Consider the following 18,270-nt stretch of genomic DNA (forward strand, 5'->3'; position numbering starts at 1 on the left):
CGGTCACGACCTTCTCCGGCTTCGCCGGGATCACGGTCTCGCCGTAGACGTGCTCCATGGTGACCGGGAAGTTGCCGTCACCGGTGGTCGCAGCGGCGTCCTCACCGTCATCGGACGAGCAGGCCACCGCCACGCTCAGGGTCACGGCGGCGAGTACGGTCGCCGCCACCCGTCGCATCAGGGACGCCGGGCGGCGCGGAATTGTCGTCGTTGAACTCATTGAATCTCCTCAGGGTAGGTTCACCTCAGGAGAGACTAGTAGTGCTGATGAGCGTCGGGACGACAAGGATCTTCGCACACCGGACACCGTCTGACGTGCGCATACCCTGTGCCATGGTCCGTGCCCACCACCGCTGCCCGAGGAAAACCCCGTGCGCGGCAAGCTCGAGGACATCGCCCCGATCATCACCGTCAAGGCCCGGGACGGGGAAAGCCTGCGGACCCGGTCCACTGAGCTGGCTGACATCCTCGACCGGGAGGACGCGCTGGAACCACTTGTCGGCGACCACACCTCGCGGCGCGACGAGCTGCTGGAGACGGTGGCCGGTGGCGGCCGGAGCGAAGAAGGTGGCCTGGAGCGGCGTGTCCGCGGCTGCGGCGGCGATGCTGTGCGGGACGCCGTGGGGGACCCAGATCCCCCGGTTCCCCGGACAGTCCCGCACGCCTTCCGGGGTACGCACGGTGACCGTCCCGGAGGTCGCCCAGATCAGTTCATCATGGTGGTGGGTGGAATCAGTCCAGGTGTGCGGCCGGGGGACATCGAACCTGACCGTCGTCAGCAGGAACCCGGTCACCGCATTCCTCACCGCGCCCGGAACTCCAGAGGCGCCCGACCGGTGACCCGCTTCAACGCCGTGGCGAAGGCGCTCGGGTTGGCGTACCCGACCCGGCGCGAGACCGTGCCGACCGGTGTTCCCTCCCCCAGCATCCGGACCGCCGCCGACATCCGGGCGACGGTGCGCCACCCGCTGAAGGTCATGCCGGTGTCCGCCCGGAACGCCCGCGCGATGGTGCGTCCCGACGTCGCGAGCAGCCAGGCCCAGTCGTCGAGGGAACGGGCGTCCTCCGGATGATCGAGGAGCTGCCGGGTGATCGGCCGGATCAGCGGGTTGCGGGGAAGCGGCAGTTCCAGGCCCGGTGTCGCCGGCTCCGACATGAAGTCGATGCACAGGCGCTGGGCACGGAACCGCTGCTCGCGGGAGAGTCCCTGGTAGGCCAGCAGAACCAGCATCTCGCGGGTCGCGGTGTTCACCGTGACATCCCGGACGGCTGCAGTCGGCCCCGTCCACGCGTCGGGTCGGATGTACACGGCGGTGAGGGAGGTCGTCGGAGCGGTGTCCGCGGAATGCGCCACCCCGACCGGGACGAACACGCCGTATCCGGGGGTGAGGTGGTGCCGGCTGCCGGCGATGTCGACCTGCGCGGTGCCCCGCATGGCGAAGAACACCACGTGGTGGTTGTCGTGGTGGTGCTGTCGGCCCGAACAGATCTCCGCCTCCAACGGGCTGGGGTAGCGCAGTTCCCTCAGGGTGAGGAGGTAGTCACCGGGGATGAGGGCGTCGGTCGCATCTGCCCTGTCCGCCGCGACGATGTCCGCCGCTGTCCACCGTCCCGGCCGGGTCACCGGGCGCAGTTCGGCTGCGGTCACAGTCCGTTGCTCTCGTAGAGTTCGTCGACGACGGCGATCATCTCGTCCTCGTCGCGGTCACTGTCGAAGACCGCGCAGACCTTGTCGGCGAAGTCCGGGCCGAGGGCGTCGTAGGCTGCACGCCACTGTTCGGAGTCGTGGATCCAGTAGCCCATCGTCGTCGCCGCGCCGCGGGCCAGGCCCTTGTCCCGGCGCATGATCTTCCGGATCTCCCGGGAGGTGCGGGTCTCCGTCGCCGCCCAGACGGCGTCCTTCTCCGTGATCTCCATGCCGACGAGCACCCCGGGCAGGCGACTCTCGGCCACCCCGTTGCCGGAGCCGTGCAGCCAGAGACACTCGACGTCGTCCCTGGTCGGCGCAACCTCGTAACCGTCGGCACGGACCTCGCAGACCAGGACAGACGGCATCCCCGCCGGCGCCTCCTCGGCGATGCGCAGGGCGGCAGGCAGGCCGGGTTCGTCACAGAGGAGGATCTGGCGGGTGGCGGTGTCCGGGCGCGTGTAGGCGTCCACCGGCGGGGTGATCCCGACCTCCCCGCCGGGATCGACGGTGGTGGCCCAGGTCGTGGCGACACCGTTGCCGTGGACGACGAAGTCCACGTCGATCTCACCGGGACGCCAGGCGCGGACCGTGTAGGCGCGCATCTCGGAGGGCTCGATGCCGTCGGCGTAGGTCCAGCCGCGCCCCTCCAACTCCGGAAGCCGGACCGGGTCGGCGGGGGCGTCCGGGAAGAACACCCGGATCCACTCGTCACCGACTCCGGTGGTCGGGTAGTCGGTCATGTCCGGTCCGCCGAGGGTGACGCGCACCATCGCGGCGCCGACGCGGGTGACGGCGAGGACCTCCGCCCGGTGGACGCGGGGCGTGTAGTCGGCGGGGTACTTCTCTTCAGCACTGGTCATGGCGGTTCTCTGCTTCTGCTCCGGGTGGGACGGACATCATGTTCAGTGAGGCAACCCTACCTGCCCGAATCTTCGCGCAGCGGACAGGTGCCGTCGCGCGGCGGGCAGCGACGGGGACAGGCGGTGGCCGACCACGTCCGCAGGACGCCACACATTGGCCCGATCGCGCATCAGAACGCGCTTAGCCTCAGCTGCATGGCTTTCACCAGGTTCCCCATCCCCCGTCGGACGGTTCTCACCGGCGTCACCGCGGCACTGCTCTCCACGACCGTCGCCTGCGGTTCCGACGACGGCAACGACAGCGCAGACGGTGGTGGCACCACCACCTTCAGCTACGGCGGGGTCACCGTAGACATCCCCACCGACCCGCAGCGCGTGGTCTGCATCGCGAGACCCGGCTGTGCCCCGAGTTCGCCGAGATCACCGGCATGAACCTCGTCGCCACCCCGGAGATCTCCGCTGAGTCCGCCAAGGACAACGTGGTCAACGACGAGCTGCCGGACTCCGTGGAGAAGTTCGAGTTCAACACCACCCAGCCGGCCCCGGAGGCCGTGGCAAACCTGGCCCCGGACATGCTGCTGACAGTGGCGGCATGGTTCGACTACTACGATTCCGGGATGCAGGACAAGCTGGAGGCTATCGCACCGGTCCTGCAGATCAGCGGCGCACCCGACAAGGACGCCGACTGGCTCCAGCCCCTGGTCGAGCAGGCGGAGCTGATCGGGAAGAAGGCCGAGACTGAGCAGAGCATCGCCGACTACAACTCGACCATCGACCGGCTGGCGCAGACAGTGAATGGCGCGGGACAGACCGTCGCCGCCGGCAAAGCCCCTGCGCTCAGCTACTACCACAGGTCCGGTCTCACGATAGCCGGCGCGAACTTCGCCGAGTACGTCGCCGAGCAGCTGGGCTGACGACGGGCGCGAGGACGCTGTCATGCACGGTCGGGACATCGGCACTGTCGTACCGGGCGTCCGCCAGCAGTTCCAGGCAGACCTGCTGGGCACGGATGCGCCGGTCGTCCGGCATCTCGCGGTAGGCGAGGTGGAGCAGCAGCTCCCGCAACGACGCCGGGACGGTCACCGCATGGACCGACGTCCCGGTCACCACAGTGGCCGGTGCGGCGCACACCGTCCGTGACCAGGCGTCCGGGTCGATGAACAGGGCGCAGAGCACCGTCTCCTCCCCCGGCGGGCACGCGTGCGGTGTTCCCGCCGGCAGCCAGAGGCCCTGCCCGACGGTGACGCGGTGGCGGACCCGTAGTCCGTGACCTCACCGAAGTCGGGGAAGACGTGGTCATCCTTCGTCGCCTTGAGGTTCCTGAACAGGGCGTTGCCGAGAACCGACCGCATGACCGGATCAACCGTCCCGTCCGGCTTCGCGGTGACGGTGACGGCGTCAGCGTCGCCGAGCGACTCCCCGATCCTCTCGGTCGAGTACTCCTCCCAGCCCTTGGGGAACCCTCCGGTCGGCAGGGACGCGGCAGGCTTCATGCCGATCTCCGGGTCGATCTCCGGGACCTCACCGACGATGACATCCGGCTCGGCCTTGGCCACGGCCTCGATGTCCAGCTCGAAGAACTTGCCGACGCTGTCGACCGGTTCCAGGAACTCTTTCTGCTCCGCGGAGATACCGTCACCGTAGTCGGAGTAGTCCTGCGCGGCGACCGGAGTGACGCCGACAGTGGCGGCCAGCGCGGTGCGGCGGACGCGGCGTGCCGTGAGGGTGCGGAGGGTCATGGCGTTCTCTCTCGGTCGGGGGTCTGTACCGGGAGGAAGTATAGGCAGGCTCACCTTTGTCCGGCGGACATGGTTCGCCCGCAGGCGGACAGATGAACTTTGCTACAGTGCAGCGGACAGTGCGTCGGCGATGTCGTCGATCGCCCACGTCAGGCTCAGCGGCGTGGACACCGACAGGGCCAGGTTCACATCAGAGTCCGTCAGCAGGGCGACATGGCCTTCCCCGACCGGCCCCCAGGCAGCGAATGCCCGGTCCGAGCGGAGCGCCGCATCCCACTTCTCCCGGTCCGTACCGGTGACGTACAGGTCCGCGGACGTGGCGATCAGCTTCTCGATCGACACGTTGAAACTGGACACTCCGTCCGCTTCCTCAGCGAGCGCCGCGAGGTCCGGTGAGTCCACCAGCCCGAGCTTCTGGAGGGTCTTCACCCGGGCGTCCTTGCCGGAGAAGATGACCGTCTGTCCGTCCTCCGGGAGGAACCCGTAGAGGAAGGACTCTCCGGCGAGCTCCCTGTGCGTTCCGGCGCTCGCGCTGATGCTGTCGTCCAGTTCCGCAGTGATTCTCCCGGCCTCGGAGGGTCGACCGAGCGCTTCAGCGACCATGCGCAGATGGTCCTCAGCGGAGGTGCCCCAGGGGTCATCAGGGAAGGCGACTGTCGGCGCAATGTCGGAGAGCTTCCGGTACTCGTCCTCGGTGATTCCGGACTGGACCGCGAGAATGAGGTCGGGGGTCTGATTCGCCACGAACTCCGTGTTCACGTCGCCGCGTTCCAGTGAGGGGTCGGTGGTGGGCATTGGGGCGCCAAGATCATCGACGGCATCCCGGAACCAGGGATAGAATTCCGCGCTGTCACCTTCGCCGCCTGCCGTGCCCTGTGCCACGGGCACGGTTCCGAGCTGCACCGCAAGGTCCGCTCCCGCCCAGCCGACGACAACGACGCGCTGCGCCTGATCCTCGATGGTGGTCTCGCCGTAGGCGTGGTCGACGGTGACGGGGAAGGCCCCGTCCTCAGCGTCTGCGAACACCCGCTGTTCCTCATCCGCCCCACTGTCAGAGGAGGAACAGGCGGTGAGGCCGAACAGGGCCACGAGGACAGCGACGCTGAGCGCCGCTATGGCGCGCACACCACCGCCCAAAAACTGTCGGATGATTCGGGTAACGGGCACGGTGGCTCCTTCATGGTCAGGTGGACGTCAGCGGGCTGCTCTCCGGGGCAGCACCCGCACAACGCTACGGGCGACGCACGTGCCCACAGACGACAACTTCCGTCTCCCAGCGGACAGCCGTTCGCCCCTGTCCGCCCGACGACAACGGTCGTCCGCCAGGCGCGTCCACCGGGCCATAGCGTCAGGACCATGCCCGCTCCCCCGCCGACCGGCACCCCGCCGACCACCGTCACCACCGCCTCAGTCCTCCGCACCGCCCTGGCCAGCGACGGACGCGCCTGGCGCCTCGCCGCCTGCACACTCGGACTCATCGTCCACAGCCTCGGCGAGGCGTCCGTCCCACTGATCATCGGCCTGGTCATCGACCGGGCGGTCATGACCGGCGACCTGGCTGCGCTGGTCACCTGGCTCGGCGTCCTCGGCGCGTCCTTCCTCGTCATGTCGGTGGCGTACCAACGGGCGATGCTCGGCATGGTGCGCGTCTACGGCCACGGCGAACACGACCTCCGCCAACTGGCGGTCGGGCGCGTCCTGCACCCACGCGGCACCACCGGGCAGCGGCGCTCCACCGGTGAAGTCCTCTCCGTCACCACGAACGACACATTCCAGGTCGCTGGCGTCGCCTGGTCGATCGTCCAGCAGGGCGCGACGGTCGCCGGACTACTGGCCGCCGCCGTCGCGCTGCTGCTCATCTCGGCGCCCCTGGGCACCGGGGTCTTCATCGGCGCGGTGTGCGTCCTCGTGCTGATGCAACGGCTGTCCCGCCCGATGTTCGACCGTGGTCGGGCGGAGCAGCGCGCGGTCGCCGGGGCCTCCGAGGTCGCCGCCGACGCCATGGCCGGGCTGCGCATCATCCACGGGCTCGGCGCGCAGGGTGAGATCAGCCGCCGGTACCGCACAGCCAGTCGACACTCCCGCGACACCGCTGTCGCCTCCGCGGTATCACTGCGCACCTACGACGCCGTCAGTGACGTCATCTCCCTGATCTACCTGGCGACACTCACGTTCGCCGCCGGATGGATGACCCTCGACGGCACCATCACCCCCGGACAACTGGTCACTGTCATCGGTCTGGCACAGTACCTCAAGGGCTCACTCGCACACATCGGGACCTTCGGCGCGAACTGGGCGTACAAGCGCGCCTCGGCGGCGCGACTGAAGGACCTGCTCGCCGAGGATTTCGGGCTCCCGGACGGTGGGGACGCGGCGACGGGCGCGGGGGACGCCAGCCCACAGCGGGGCAACCTCGTCTGGGTGACCGGCGGGGTACGGGTCCACGCGATGCCCGGCCAGCTCACCGGCATCCGTGTGCCGGACGCCGCGACGGCCCGGCGCGTCGCCGACCGGCTGGGGTTCCGCACTCTTCCAGAGCCTGGTGAGCTCAGCGTCAATGGACGGGACGCCCTGGAGCTCGGCCCCGATGCCTGGCGCCGACACGTCACCGCCCCTCCGCATGAGGCGTCGGTGTTCACCGGCACGCTGCGGGAGAACGTCGCCGACGGCGAGCTCGATGAGGCGGTCGTCGCCGCGACGGCGCTGGACGACGTCATCGACCACCTCGGATCCGTTGAGACGCAGCTCGGCGAGGGTGGACGTCGACTCTCCGGAGGTCAACGGCAGCGGGTGGTGCTCGCCCGGGCGCTGCATCTCACCGGTCCGGTGCTGGTTCTCGACGAACCACTCACCGCCCTTGACCCGGTGACCTGCGGCGATGTTGCCACCGGGATAGCAGGACTGGCCGCCGGGTCCGACCTGGCTGTCGTGGTGGTCACCTCGGACCGACTGCTCCTGGACGCCTGCACCGTGGTCGTGGACGGGGCGGTGGCGGCGTGAGCACCGACCCGATCACCAGGCTGCCCGAGGCATCCGTCGCCGACACCGCCCGAATCACGGGGGCACTGTTGCGTCCGCGCCTCCGCACCCTGTCCGCGTCCTTCGCGCTCCTGGTCACCGGTGCTGTCGCCGGGCTCGGCGTCCCCGCGCTGCAGGGACGCGTCGTCGACGACGTAATCGCCGGGACCGGCCCCGGCGGACTCGGCGCCACCGTCGGGCTGATCCTGACGTGCGGCGTGTGCGCGGCACTGCTGGTGCTCTGCGGTGGCCGGATCCTGGTCCGAACTCTCCAGGAAACCCTGGCTGACCTCCGGGAACGGGTGGTCGATGCGGCGGTCCGGCTGGACACCGACCTGGTGGAGTCCGCCGGGAGTTCCGACGTGGTGTCGCGGGTCACCGGGGATGTCGAGTCCGTCACCGGCGCAGTCACGGAGGTACTGCCACGCACCACGCAGGCGGTCGTGACGTTGCTGGTCACCGGTGCCGGCTTCGCCATCCTCGACCCATGGCTGGGGTTGGCCGCGCTGGTCGCCCTGCCGGTGCAGCTCTGTGCCGGTCGCTGGTTCCTGCGCAGGTCACGTCCACTGTATGTGCGACGGCAGCGGATGGACGCCGAACGGGGCCAGGCCCTCATCGAGTCCGTCACCGGTGCGCCCACCGTCCGTGCCCACGCCCGTGAGACAGAGCGGCTGGACCTGATCGCGGCCCGCAGCCTGGCGTCCGTGGAGATCGGGCGTGCGGCGACGACGGTGCGCAACGTGTTCAACGGCGGGATCAACGCCGCCGAGTTCCTGGGGCTCGCCGCCGTGGTGGTCGTGGGGTTCTGGCGGGTGGACGCCGACCTGCTCACCGTCGGTGCAGCAACCACCGGCGCCCTGTTCTTCCAGCGGTTCTTCGCCCCGGTGAGTGTGCTGCTCGCCGGCGTCGATGACCTGCAGCGTGCCGAGGTCGGGCTGGCCCGCCTGGTCGGTGTGCTTCAGGTGCCGGCGACGACGACCGACGACAGAACAAGCGACAGTGCGGGTGACGGCGACGGGACCGTCATCCTGGACAACGTCTCCTGCTCTTATCCGGGCAGCACCCGTCGCGTCCTCACGGGAGTGTCCCTGGAGGTTCCGTCCGGTGCACGGGTCGTACTCGTCGGCGCGTCCGGTTCGGGGAAGTCGACGGTGGCCCGGCTGGTGGTCGGGGCGCTGCGTCCTGATGAGGGGTCAGTGCGGGTCGGTGGGCGGGCGCTGATGGTCACCCAGGAGATCCACCGGTTCACCGGAACGGTGGCGGAGAATCTGCGGTTGGCGTCTCCCGGGGCGTCGGACGAGGACCTGCTCGCCGCCGCGGATGCGGTGGGCGCCACGTGGGTGCGCATCGGCGGTCTTGCGTCGGACGCGGTACCGGATGAGGCCCGGGTGCAGCAGCTGGCCCTGGCCCGGGTGCTGCTCGCGGATCCGCCGGTGGTGGTGCTCGACGAGGCGACCGCGCATGCGGGCACCGATGACCGGCTGGATGCGGCGGTGGACGCGGTCACGCGTGGCAGGACCTCGCTCATTGTCGCTCACCGGTTGAGCCAGGCGGCCGGGGCGGACCTGGTGGTCGTGCTGGACGGTGGACGGATCGCGGAGTCCGGTTCCCATGACACGCTGGTCGCCCGGGGTGGACGCTATGCCCGGCTGTGGACCGCGTGGCAGGTGCGGTCGCGGGGGTGACACCGCCAGGTTGACCGCTCCAGGGTGGTTCAGGGCCGCCGGACCACCGTGGGACGGTCAACCCGGGCATCGAGCGGGGCCGGAGCTGCGTCCTACTCCCCCAGCATCAGACTCCGCACCTCGACGCGACGCACCTTGCCCAGCTGGTCCGCCGGCAGCTCCTCGAAGACCTTGAACACGCGCGGCACCTTGTAGCGGGCCAGGCCCTGACGGCAGTGCTCCTTGAGGACATCCTCATCCAACCGCGCACCCTCCGCCAGCACCACCCCGGCGGCGACGGTCTCGGAGCCGTCCGCCCGGGGCAGGCCGACCACACTCGCCGCGGCGATCGACGGGTGTTCGGCGAGCACCTCCTCCACCTCCTGCGGGTACACGTTGAACCCGCCGGTGACGATCATCTCCTTGATGCGCGAGACGATCTTCACGAACCCGTCACGCTCCATCACTGCCATGTCCCCGGTCCGGAACCAGTCACCCTGACCGTCCTCGCCGGTCACGAACGCCTTCTCGTTGGCGTCCTCCCGGTTGAGGTATCCGCCGAAGACCTGCGGACCGCGGACGACCAGCTCACCGGCCTCGCCGTCGGGCAACACGACGGTCGGGTCATCCTGGGAGACGACACGCACCTGCGTGTCCGGGAAGGGGATACCGACGTAGCCGGGACGCCGGTCGGTGCTCATCGGGTTGCCCAGCACGATCGGCGATGTCTCGGTGAGTCCGTAGCCCTCGACCAGGAGCCCACCGGTGAGGTTCTCCCACCGCTTGACGACCTCCACCGGCAGTCCGGACGCACCCGAGAACGACGCCTTCACGCCGGAGATGTCGATGTTCTTCTCTTCCGCCAGGTCCATGATCGTCTGGTACAGCGCCGGCACGCCGGGGATCCAGGTCGGCTTCTGCTTCTTCATGGCGGACGCCAGCAGCGGCGGCTTCGGGGCCGGGAGCAGCAGCACGGTGCCGCCGATCAGTGGTCCGAGGGTGATGTTCATCGTCAGACCGTAGGCGTGGAAGATCGGCAGCGCGGCGAGCATGCGCTCGGGTTCGGGGTCCTCGCCGAGGCCGGGCACCCACTCGCGTCCCTCGATGATGACGGCGCAGAGGTTCGCGTGGGACAGGCCCGCGCCCTTCGGGGAGCCGGTGGTGCCGGAGGTGTACAGCACCAGGGCGATGTCGGCGGGCTCCACCCCGGCGGTCTCGATGAGGGCGCGGCCCTCGGACTCCGAGGCATCGTTCACCAGGTCGGACCACTCGGTGAGCCCCTCGGTGGAGCCGGTGAGTTCGTTCTTCAGCGCCCGGACCTTCTTCAGCGGCAGACGCAGCGCACCCTGCAGGTACCACGGCATCGCACGGGTGATGGTCACCGGGATGATCTGCTCCAGGGCACTGACCGTGCGCAGCTCGCGGGCGACGTCGACGGTCTTGTCCCAGAACACGCCGACCTTCGCGCCGTGGTCCCTGAAGGCGACGGTGAGCTCGCGGGCGGTGTACAGCGGGTTGTGCAGGGTGGCGGTCGCGCCGAGGGAGACCACGGCGTAGAAGGTGATCAACGCCTGCGGGCAGTTCGGCAGGGCGATGGCGACCCGGTCGCCCTTGCGGACGCCACGGTTGTGCAGCATCGCCGCGCACATGTTCACCTGGCGCCCGTACTCCCGGTAGGAGACGGTGGTGCCGAAGAACGTCATGGCGGGACGCTCCGGCCAGCTCTTCACCGCATGGTCGAAGATCTCGGCGAGGGTGCGCTCGTTGACGGCGTCGTAGTCGAGTTCCGGGCGCACCCAGTCGGGGTAGAACTCCAACCAGGTCCGGTCCTTCCAGGTGGTGGAGGGGGCGGACGGTTCAGACGGGGTGGACGCCGTGTTCTCGCTCATGGTGTGTCAGAGTACGCCGGGGGTGGTTCGTGAGGTTGGTGGAGTCGGGACGCCCGGTCGTCGCGCCTGACCGGCAGGGGCGCGGCGCCGGTTCCCTCCTGCTCTTCACCCGAGAGAACAGCCTCGCAACATCCGCCTGTACAGCAGGAACGGCTACACCGAGACCGGACGCACGGTCGTGGGAGACTACGAACTGGTCCACATGGCCAGGGAGAGACCGTAGCGGAAGGTGCCGGGCCACGGTCCCAGAAGTGTTACCCCCTGAACCGGCCCAGAACTGACGGAGATCCGCTTTCGCGTTGGGTGGAGGGTAGCAGACACCGGACGCCGACGGCCGCGAGAAGGCACATCACCGTGCACATCACCCCGGTCGCGCCGAGTCCCGCGTCCAGACCGTATCCACTGCGCTGTGTCATACGCAGAATCAGGGCGCACACCGCAACCCCGATACTGAGACCAAGCTGCCGAGCCGCATTCATCGACGTCGAGGCCACACCTGTCTGATCCGCCGGAAGTCCCTGCATCGCCGCCGCAGGAAGAACCGGCGAGATCATCCCCGAGCCGACGCCGGTCAGCACGAGAGAGGGAATCAGAGATACCCAGACCGGGAACCCTGCGGCCAACAGCATGGCTGCACAGCCTGCACCACAGACCACCAGTCCCCAGCCGAACAGACCACGTCTGTGAAGCCGCGCCAACCGTGTCCCGGCGGCAGCGGATACCACGAAGAACACCACCGGCTGCGCTGACAGGATGAGCGATGTCGACACGACCGACTGCCCAACCCCCTCCTGCAGCCACTGTGACAACAGCGGCAGCGGACCGAACGCCGCGAAATAGTAGACCGCCGCCACCAGCACCACCGCGCCGAACTTCCGCGACGTCACCAACGACGTGGCGAACAGGGGGCTCATCGCCCTGTGTTCACGGATGATCAGAAGTGCGGCGGCCACAATGAACACCACTATCGCCGTCATGACGCTCATGCCGGACGACCCGTCAGCGAGCAGGAGCAGAACGACCACGATGTCGCCGACGGCGACGGCGAGCAGCAGCATTCCCGGGCCGTCAGTGGAGCGGAAAGACCCCGGAACCTCGGGCCGAAGAAAAAGCAGCGCCACCACCACAGCCACCAGTGCAATCGGTACCGCCACAACGAAGATCCCTCTCCAGGCGAACGCTGAGAGCAGGCCACCGATGACATTGCCTGCGGCCGACGCCAGCCCGGAGACCGCTCCCCACACGGCGAACGCCACATCCCGCGACTTACCGGCATAGGAGGATTCGAGCAACGGAAGGGTTGTCGCGAACATCATCGCCGCGCCGAGTCCCTGCAGGCCACGGCCGGCAGTTAGCATCGGGATCCCGGATGCCACAGCACAGAGCAGCGAGGACCCCGCAAAGACTGCCAGACCTGCCGCGAGCAGCTTCCCACGGTCAACCCGGTCGCTCAACGCGCCGACGGGGACCAGCAGTGCGGCAAGGACGATCGTGTAGATGTCGATGGCCCACTGCAGGGGGCCGAAGTCCACCATGAGGTCCGCGGAAATCGCCGGTACCGCCACGGTCATGATGGTGGAGTACGAGATCAGCAGAAAGGTCGCCACACAGGAGAGCACGAGCGGCATCCAGTAGGTCCGGTGGCCCAGATGAGCGATGTGGACAGTCATCGTCGCCCACCTTTCTCCCCTGTCCTGGCGTATGAGAAATCGAGATACCCACGGGGATCCGTGTAAGTCACGCAGTCCACGTCGTAGATCCGGGACACAAGTTCCGCAGTGAGAACGTCGCTGGGGCGACCCCGGGCGACCAGCTGTCCCGCCGCCATCACACAGACCTCATCACAGAATCTGGCGGCGAGGTGCAGGTCATGCAGCGCTGCAAGAACACCTATTCCGAGATCGCGGACGACGTCGAGAACCTCGAGCTGATGACGGACATCCAGGTGGTTGGTGGGTTCGTCGAGGATCATGAATTCGGCGTCCTGGACCATCGCCCGCGCCAGGGCCACACGTTGGCGTTCTCCCCCGGACAGTGAGTGGAGACTGTGGTGCACCGCTCCGCTGAGCCCGACGGCCCCCAGCGCGTCTTGGACCATTCTCCGGTCCTTCCTCCCCGAGGACTCGAGGATTCTCTGGTACGGCGCCCGGCCCAGTCCGACCATCTGTTCCACCGTCAGATCGAAGTCCATCTGCTGGAACTGCGAGACCACCGCCAGGTGGCGGGCCACCACTGCGGGCCGTTCACGCAGAACGTCCATTCCGTTCAACGTGACCTGGCCGTTCACTGGTGACAGCACTTTGTACACAGCCTTGAGCAGCGTCGTCTTGCCGCAACCGTTCGGACCGACGACTCCCACGACCTCTCCCCCAGCGACCCGGAGAGAAATGTCCTCCACGATTCTCCGGTCGTCAATGACGACGCCGATGCCGCGGACGTCCAGACCGTCCACCGACCCATGTTCAGCTTTCCTGTCAGCCAAAGCTGTACTCCTTTCTGGTGAGCATGTGGAGGAACACCGGTGCACCCAGTACAGCGGTGACAATGCCGATGGGAAGTTCCGCGTTCGGGACCACGACTCTCGCGAGGACATCGGCCCACATCAGGAACAGACCACCACCGAGGACGGACACGGGGATGAGGAGACCGTGCGTCGGACCGACCACGCTTCTGGCGACATGCGGCACAAGCAGTCCCACGAACCCGATGACACCCACCTGGGACACGAGTGTTCCGGTGACTACCGCGCACACCAGCAGGTAGAGGCGGCGACGATTCACCGAATCCACCCCCAACGTGACCGAGGATTCGTCACCGGTCAGCATGACGTCGAGTGACCTGCCCTGGGTCAACATGACGATGACCGCAAGGATGACCACCACAGCGGTGAGCGGAGCATCATCCCATTCAGAGGACGCGAGACTGCCCAGCATCCAGAATGTGACGGACCGGATTCCTTCGGCGGATGCCGCGAAGTAGACGAATGAACTAGTCACCGCCGAACACAGGGCATTGACGGCGGACCCGGCGAGGATGAGTTTCACCGCGGATGACCTGCTGCCGAGGGAACCGACGACGAGAACGACGATCGTGGCCAACAAACTTCCGACGAAGGCCCACACGGGCATCGTCGCCCCCATGAGAACGCCGCTGGTCCCGAACCCCAGGAGAATCGCCACTGTCGCGCCCAGAGAACCGCCGGCTGAGACGCCGAGCAGGTAGGGGTCCGCCAGGGGATTCTGAAGGGATGCCTGCGCGACCACACCGCACAGGGCCAATCCGGCACCCACGAGGAAACTCATCAGTACCCGGGGCAAACGGATGTCACGGACGACATCGGCGAACATCGAGTCATCGCCGCCTCCGACGAGGATCGACAGGACGTCATGGATCGGAATTCCTATCTGTCCGACGGACACCGCGGCCACGACAGAGACCAGAGTCATCAGGACAAGGGCGGCCACGACAAAGACCCTGGATCTCACCCGGCGGGTTACACCGGTCACTGCCACTCCCCGTCCGCGTGGATGAAGTCGGACAGCTGTTCCGTCAGTTCGCCGAGGTGCGGCGTTCCACGGACGGTCGTGGAATAGTCCAGGAGCATCACGCGCCCGTCCTGTACCGCCTTGACCTTCCGGAGCCGCGGGTTGGACATCAACTTGTCCATTTCGGCGGCCGAGCTGCTCTTCTGGAACTGCGTCATCACGATGACATCCGGGTTCGCCTTGAGGATCATTTCATCGGACATCTCGGCGGATACACCGTCAGAGACTTTCACGTACTCCCCTCTGGCGGCCTCGACCATCTCATCAGCGAGTCCCAGCGACGGCGAGTAGTAGTTGTAGGTCAGCTTGTTCGACCCTCCGCTCGCCACAAGCAGGACCCGCGGCCGCTCCGTCGTTCCCCGGTTCCGGCGCGCAATCTCATCCATCGTCTTCTTCTCACGGTCGATGTAGGCATCGGTCTGTTCACCAATGCCGAAGGCCGCTCCGATGTTCCTGATATCCCCGAAATAGGAGTCCAGATCGCGTCCGACGGTGTAGTTGTCGACGAGAAGAACCGGGACACCTCTGCTGTTCCAGGTGTCCGCGGTCCCCATGTTCTCCTCTGTCATGGCGAAGGACATCGAGATGATGAGGTCGGGCTTCAACGCCATCACGGATTCCGTTGAGGGCACCTGCTCGGAAATGGTGGGGAGTGCGTTCAGGTCGTCCTTGTAGTACGAATCCGCACCATCGAGGTACCCGACACCGACCACCCGGTCCCGGAGACCGAAGGAGATCATCAGTTCCGCGATGTTCTGGCCGATGGCGACCACCCGTTGCGGGTCCTCAGGAATCGTCTGGTCGATACTCTGTCCACCGTTGTCGGCCATGCTGACCGTCACCGGCCAGGCACCGTCACCGGCCCCCGTCGACTGCTCGGTTGTTGTGTTCCCGTCGTCACTGCCACAGGCGGTCAGTGAGCCGCCAAGAATGAGAGCGACTGCCGTCACCGTGGCGACCGCGGTTTTCCCCCGCGTTCTGATTGACATGTTCTCCTCCAGATCGTGGTCCCGGCCCCACCACAGCCGGTGGCGCCGGAATCAACCCTGGCGTGCGGGGAGAGTGGCTGGTGTGGAGAAACCGGCCCGACAATGTGGAGGGAGGGTCAGGACACCGCTGTTCCGCTCCCCATCTCCCGCCGATACTCACCAGGGGTCCGGCCCACGCGTCGCCGGAACGCGAAGATGAAGTTGCTTGCCGACGTATACCCACACTCGTGAGCGATATGTTCGACGGTCCACGACGTCGTCGCCAGTAACCGGCACGCCTCCTCCGTGCAGCGTCGCCGGTGGTGCTCCATGACCGTCGTCCCGAAGACCGTCCGGTGGACGGCGGCAAGTCTCCTGGGAGACATCGCGAGGGATACGGCGAGTTCGCTGACGGTCGGAAGATCACGCCGGTGCCGCCACAACAGGTCCGGGATACGATGCGCCACGGACACCTCATGCTCCGAAACCGGTCTCTCCGGAGGCTTGGCGGACCGGGCACCCGGTGCTCCGTCAGCGAAGAGCTCATCATCCACGAGACGGGAGAGGCACGCGGTGATGAGCGACTCCAGCCCGAGAGTCTGTCTCACCCCCGGCTGCCGCAGTCGCCCGGAGAACTCCGCGATGTCCGCGTAGAGTCCCCCGGCGAGTCCCGACAGCTCCAGATCCCCACTCCCCGCCCCGAGGTAGGCCCGGTCTACGGCCCCGGGTGCCCCGCCGACACGCCGCAGCGCGTTCCGGAAACGTTCCGGCCCCACTGTTCCCAGGTACGGGGCGAGAGCACTGTAGCTACCCGAGATCGACACCGCGCGGTATCGTTCACCGGCCGGGAAGGTGATCGACCCCTTCGTCTCCCTGAGCGGCGCCACAGACAAGCCGCCCGACGTCAGCTCACCTTCTCCGGCGCTGCGCTCCGAAATCGTCATGCGCCCACCCAGGCACACCTCCAGTTCGAAACGGTCGGACGGGAACTCGTAATCGAGGATGTGCGAATGCTGGAACGATGCGTCATATCTGACAACCCGCAGCTGTGCGGCAGTCTCCACGATATCGATACTTCCTTCCCCGACATCGGGAAGCAGTTGGTGACGGGAGTGGACCGGAGTGTCGCATGGCGCCATGGATGAAGACGGCGGCGCCATCGGCGGAGGCGCGGCAATAGCGGCATAGTAGGCGTGGTACAGCCCACGCTGATAGGTTGTGTCCGGAGCCCCGGCCACCATGAACATCGACGACATAAGGTCAGGCTAACACTAATGCGGCCCATCCCCGGGCCGCCCGGCGGACCGACCCTGGCATCACCTGTCCCGCATTCCGGGCCTGAGTCCTGCATCCGCTGCGGCCACGGCGGGGATTCGACGGGGGACACCTCCACCCGCACCGCCGTTATGCTGTATGCATGGGCCTGTTCAGCAAGAGCACGAAATCTCAGGAAGAGACCGTCGATGTGGGGGCGCCCTTCCGGTTCCGCGTTGACGATGTTTTCACGATCACCGGCAGAGGAAGGCTCTTCACCGGAATTGTGGAGGCAGGCGCCGTCGCGATCGGCGCTCCGGCGACCGTGATTGTCAGTGACCGCATCCTGCTCGGACAGGTCAGGCGACTCGAATCCCGGAAGCGACGAAAGCCTGCCGTGCTCAGCGAAGGCGAAGAGGGCGCGATCGGACTTGACAGCATTGAGACGAACGACCTCCCGTTACGTGCCTACGGTGGGCACATGATTGTGGACAGCGACTCACTGAAGGGCGCTGTGATCCGGTCCCGGCAGGCCTCTGACATTCCGCCAGCAGCTGCGGGGTAGGCCTCGTTGCTAGAGTGGGGCGATGCAGGCTTTTCATTCTTTAGAACTTCCTTCAGGCCGATCATTGGCAGGACTTGTCACCGGCCCGGAGGACGGGCAGCCGATCTTGTTCATCGCCGGCGCCGGAACAGGAAAGTCCATGCTCTTCGGGGAGGACCTGCTCGATGCGCGCGGAATTCGATTGATCACGATGGACCGTCCAGGCATGGGAGAATCCACCCCTGACCCGGCTCGAACCCCGGGGTCGACCGCTGCGGACTACCGCGCCTTCGTTTCCGATGTGCTCGACGCGGAAAGCCCGGTGATTCCCGTTGTCGCGAATTCGCAAGGTGCACTTTTCGGCCTGTCTGCGGCGGCTTCAGGGTGGGTGCAGACACTCGTTCTCGCGTCACCGGCCGATGAAGTGGCAGACCCGGTGGTGCGAGAGATGCTCCCCGAGGGCGCTCGTGCCCTGCCCGATCTCGTTCAGAACGCACCGGACGACGCACAGGACATGCTGCGCTCCTTCACACCGCACGGCATGCTGACCATGGTGCTGAACGGGTCCGATGCCCAGGATCGCGCGTTCTATACCGGGCCCCACTTCGACGTTCTCTATCGGAGGTCCCTCCAGGAGGGATTCGCCAGTGACGGTTGCGGGTACGTCACCGACACCATGATGGCGTCCGCGCGCTGGCCCGTCGATCTGGCCACGATCACGTCACCGGTCAGCGTGCTGTACGGAGCCCGTGACCGGGTGCATTCCCCTGACCACGGCGCACTCCTCACAGAGCGGATCCCACATGCCCGACGAACGGTGGTGGCCGACGCGGGAGGAGCATTACTCTGGACCCATGCCGGTCTGGTGCTTGACTCAGCACTTCAACCGGCCGGTTGGTCACCGGAAGCCTCGGCGCCCGTCCCCCGGGGAACAGATACCGCACAGTAGGGAAGCTCAGCTCCCCGGCACAGTCCGGTGGCCGTGCGAGTAGAAGTTCCCGTCGTAGGGCAGGCCCCGCTCCACCGTGAGATATCTGCGGACGCCGCGCTGGGCGGCAGATTCACCGGCGGACCAGACGTAGACGGTCCCGCCGACTAG

Annotated in this window: 17 protein-coding genes and 1 pseudogene; 6 read left to right on the top strand and 12 right to left on the bottom strand. The window is 67.2% G+C overall.

The window, feature by feature from the left end; genetic code table 11:
- The 4 genes and pseudogenes from QZV72_RS05400 to QZV72_RS05415 all read right to left on the bottom strand — a co-directional run.
- A pseudogene (locus QZV72_RS05400) lies at positions 1-220 on the bottom strand (iron siderophore-binding protein); the annotation flags it as partial.
- Between the two features lie 25 nt (positions 221-245).
- Positions 246-794: a hypothetical protein gene (locus QZV72_RS05405; RefSeq protein WP_297006079.1), complete on the bottom strand. Its 549-nt coding sequence runs from the start codon at positions 792-794 to the stop codon at positions 246-248.
- A gap of 8 nt (positions 795-802) precedes the next feature.
- Positions 803-1,648, bottom strand: a complete 846-nt coding sequence (locus tag QZV72_RS05410; protein WP_297006080.1) for an AraC family transcriptional regulator — start codon at positions 1,646-1,648, stop codon at positions 803-805.
- Positions 1,645-2,550: a siderophore-interacting protein gene (locus QZV72_RS05415; protein WP_297006082.1), complete on the bottom strand. Its 906-nt coding sequence runs from the start codon at positions 2,548-2,550 to the stop codon at positions 1,645-1,647. Before QZV72_RS05415 ends, QZV72_RS05410 begins: the two co-directional genes overlap by 4 nt.
- Positions 2,551-2,745: 195 nt before the next feature.
- On the opposite strand from QZV72_RS05415, the gene QZV72_RS05420 reads away from it, so the two are divergent.
- Both QZV72_RS05420 and QZV72_RS05425 read left to right on the top strand, forming a co-directional pair.
- A complete protein-coding gene (locus tag QZV72_RS05420; protein WP_297006083.1) occupies positions 2,746-2,982 on the top strand; it encodes a hypothetical protein in 237 nt (78 codons plus the stop codon).
- On the top strand, positions 2,979-3,464 hold the full coding sequence (locus tag QZV72_RS05425; protein ID WP_297006084.1) for an ABC transporter substrate-binding protein: 486 nt from the start codon (positions 2,979-2,981) through the stop codon (positions 3,462-3,464). The genes QZV72_RS05420 and QZV72_RS05425 overlap by 4 nt, the downstream gene beginning before the upstream one ends.
- Before the next feature lie 189 nt (positions 3,465-3,653).
- Here QZV72_RS05425 and QZV72_RS05430 read toward each other — a convergent pair whose 3' ends face one another.
- Positions 3,654-4,289, bottom strand: coding sequence for a hypothetical protein (locus tag QZV72_RS05430; protein ID WP_297006086.1), 636 nt, complete (start codon positions 4,287-4,289; stop codon positions 3,654-3,656).
- A 102-nt stretch (positions 4,290-4,391) separates the two neighbouring features.
- Complete coding sequence (locus tag QZV72_RS05435) at positions 4,392-5,456, bottom strand: ABC transporter substrate-binding protein (protein WP_297006088.1); 1,065 nt, start codon at positions 5,454-5,456, stop codon at positions 4,392-4,394.
- Positions 5,457-5,645: 189 nt separating this feature from the next.
- On the opposite strand from QZV72_RS05435, the gene QZV72_RS05440 reads away from it, so the two are divergent.
- Together QZV72_RS05440 and QZV72_RS05445 are read left to right on the top strand one after the other, a co-directional pair.
- Positions 5,646-7,289, top strand: coding sequence for an ABC transporter ATP-binding protein (locus QZV72_RS05440; protein WP_297006090.1), 1,644 nt, complete (start codon positions 5,646-5,648; stop codon positions 7,287-7,289).
- The gene (locus QZV72_RS05445) at positions 7,286-8,992 is read left to right on the top strand and encodes an ABC transporter ATP-binding protein (RefSeq protein ID WP_297006091.1); all 1,707 of its coding nucleotides are present in this window, start codon (positions 7,286-7,288) and stop codon (positions 8,990-8,992) included. Before QZV72_RS05440 ends, QZV72_RS05445 begins: the two co-directional genes overlap by 4 nt.
- 92 nt (positions 8,993-9,084) lie before the next feature.
- Here QZV72_RS05445 and QZV72_RS05450 read toward each other — a convergent pair whose 3' ends face one another.
- From QZV72_RS05450 to QZV72_RS05475, 6 genes are all read right to left on the bottom strand, one after another.
- Positions 9,085-10,860, bottom strand: coding sequence for a long-chain-fatty-acid--CoA ligase (locus QZV72_RS05450; protein ID WP_297006093.1), 1,776 nt, complete (start codon positions 10,858-10,860; stop codon positions 9,085-9,087).
- Between the two features lie 254 nt (positions 10,861-11,114).
- Positions 11,115-12,530, bottom strand: a complete 1,416-nt coding sequence (locus tag QZV72_RS05455) for an MFS transporter (RefSeq protein WP_297006094.1) — start codon at positions 12,528-12,530, stop codon at positions 11,115-11,117.
- Entirely contained in the window at positions 12,527-13,342 is an 816-nt protein-coding gene (locus QZV72_RS05460) for an ABC transporter ATP-binding protein (protein WP_297006096.1), read from the bottom strand. Before QZV72_RS05460 ends, QZV72_RS05455 begins: the two co-directional genes overlap by 4 nt.
- Positions 13,335-14,324, bottom strand: a complete 990-nt coding sequence (locus tag QZV72_RS05465) for an iron ABC transporter permease (RefSeq protein ID WP_297006099.1) — start codon at positions 14,322-14,324, stop codon at positions 13,335-13,337. The genes QZV72_RS05460 and QZV72_RS05465 overlap by 8 nt, the downstream gene beginning before the upstream one ends.
- Before the next feature lie 38 nt (positions 14,325-14,362).
- Entirely contained in the window at positions 14,363-15,394 is a 1,032-nt protein-coding gene (locus QZV72_RS05470) for an ABC transporter substrate-binding protein (RefSeq protein ID WP_297006100.1), read from the bottom strand.
- A gap of 116 nt (positions 15,395-15,510) precedes the next feature.
- On the bottom strand, positions 15,511-16,629 hold the full coding sequence (locus QZV72_RS05475; protein WP_297006102.1) for an AraC family transcriptional regulator: 1,119 nt from the start codon (positions 16,627-16,629) through the stop codon (positions 15,511-15,513).
- Positions 16,630-16,790: 161 nt separating this feature from the next.
- Here QZV72_RS05475 and QZV72_RS05480 point away from each other — a divergent pair, with 161 nt between their 5' ends.
- Both QZV72_RS05480 and QZV72_RS05485 read left to right on the top strand, forming a co-directional pair.
- Positions 16,791-17,192 carry an elongation factor Tu gene (locus tag QZV72_RS05480; protein WP_297006104.1) on the top strand — a complete coding sequence of 134 codons (402 nt, stop codon included), beginning with the start codon at positions 16,791-16,793 and terminating at the stop codon, positions 17,190-17,192.
- Between the two features lie 22 nt (positions 17,193-17,214).
- On the top strand, positions 17,215-18,120 hold the full coding sequence (locus tag QZV72_RS05485) for an alpha/beta fold hydrolase (protein WP_297006106.1): 906 nt from the start codon (positions 17,215-17,217) through the stop codon (positions 18,118-18,120).
- Positions 18,121-18,270: the final 150 nt, after the last annotated feature.

The organism is uncultured Corynebacterium sp., assembly GCF_902782855.1.
Taxonomy (GTDB): domain Bacteria; phylum Actinomycetota; class Actinomycetes; order Mycobacteriales; family Mycobacteriaceae; genus Corynebacterium.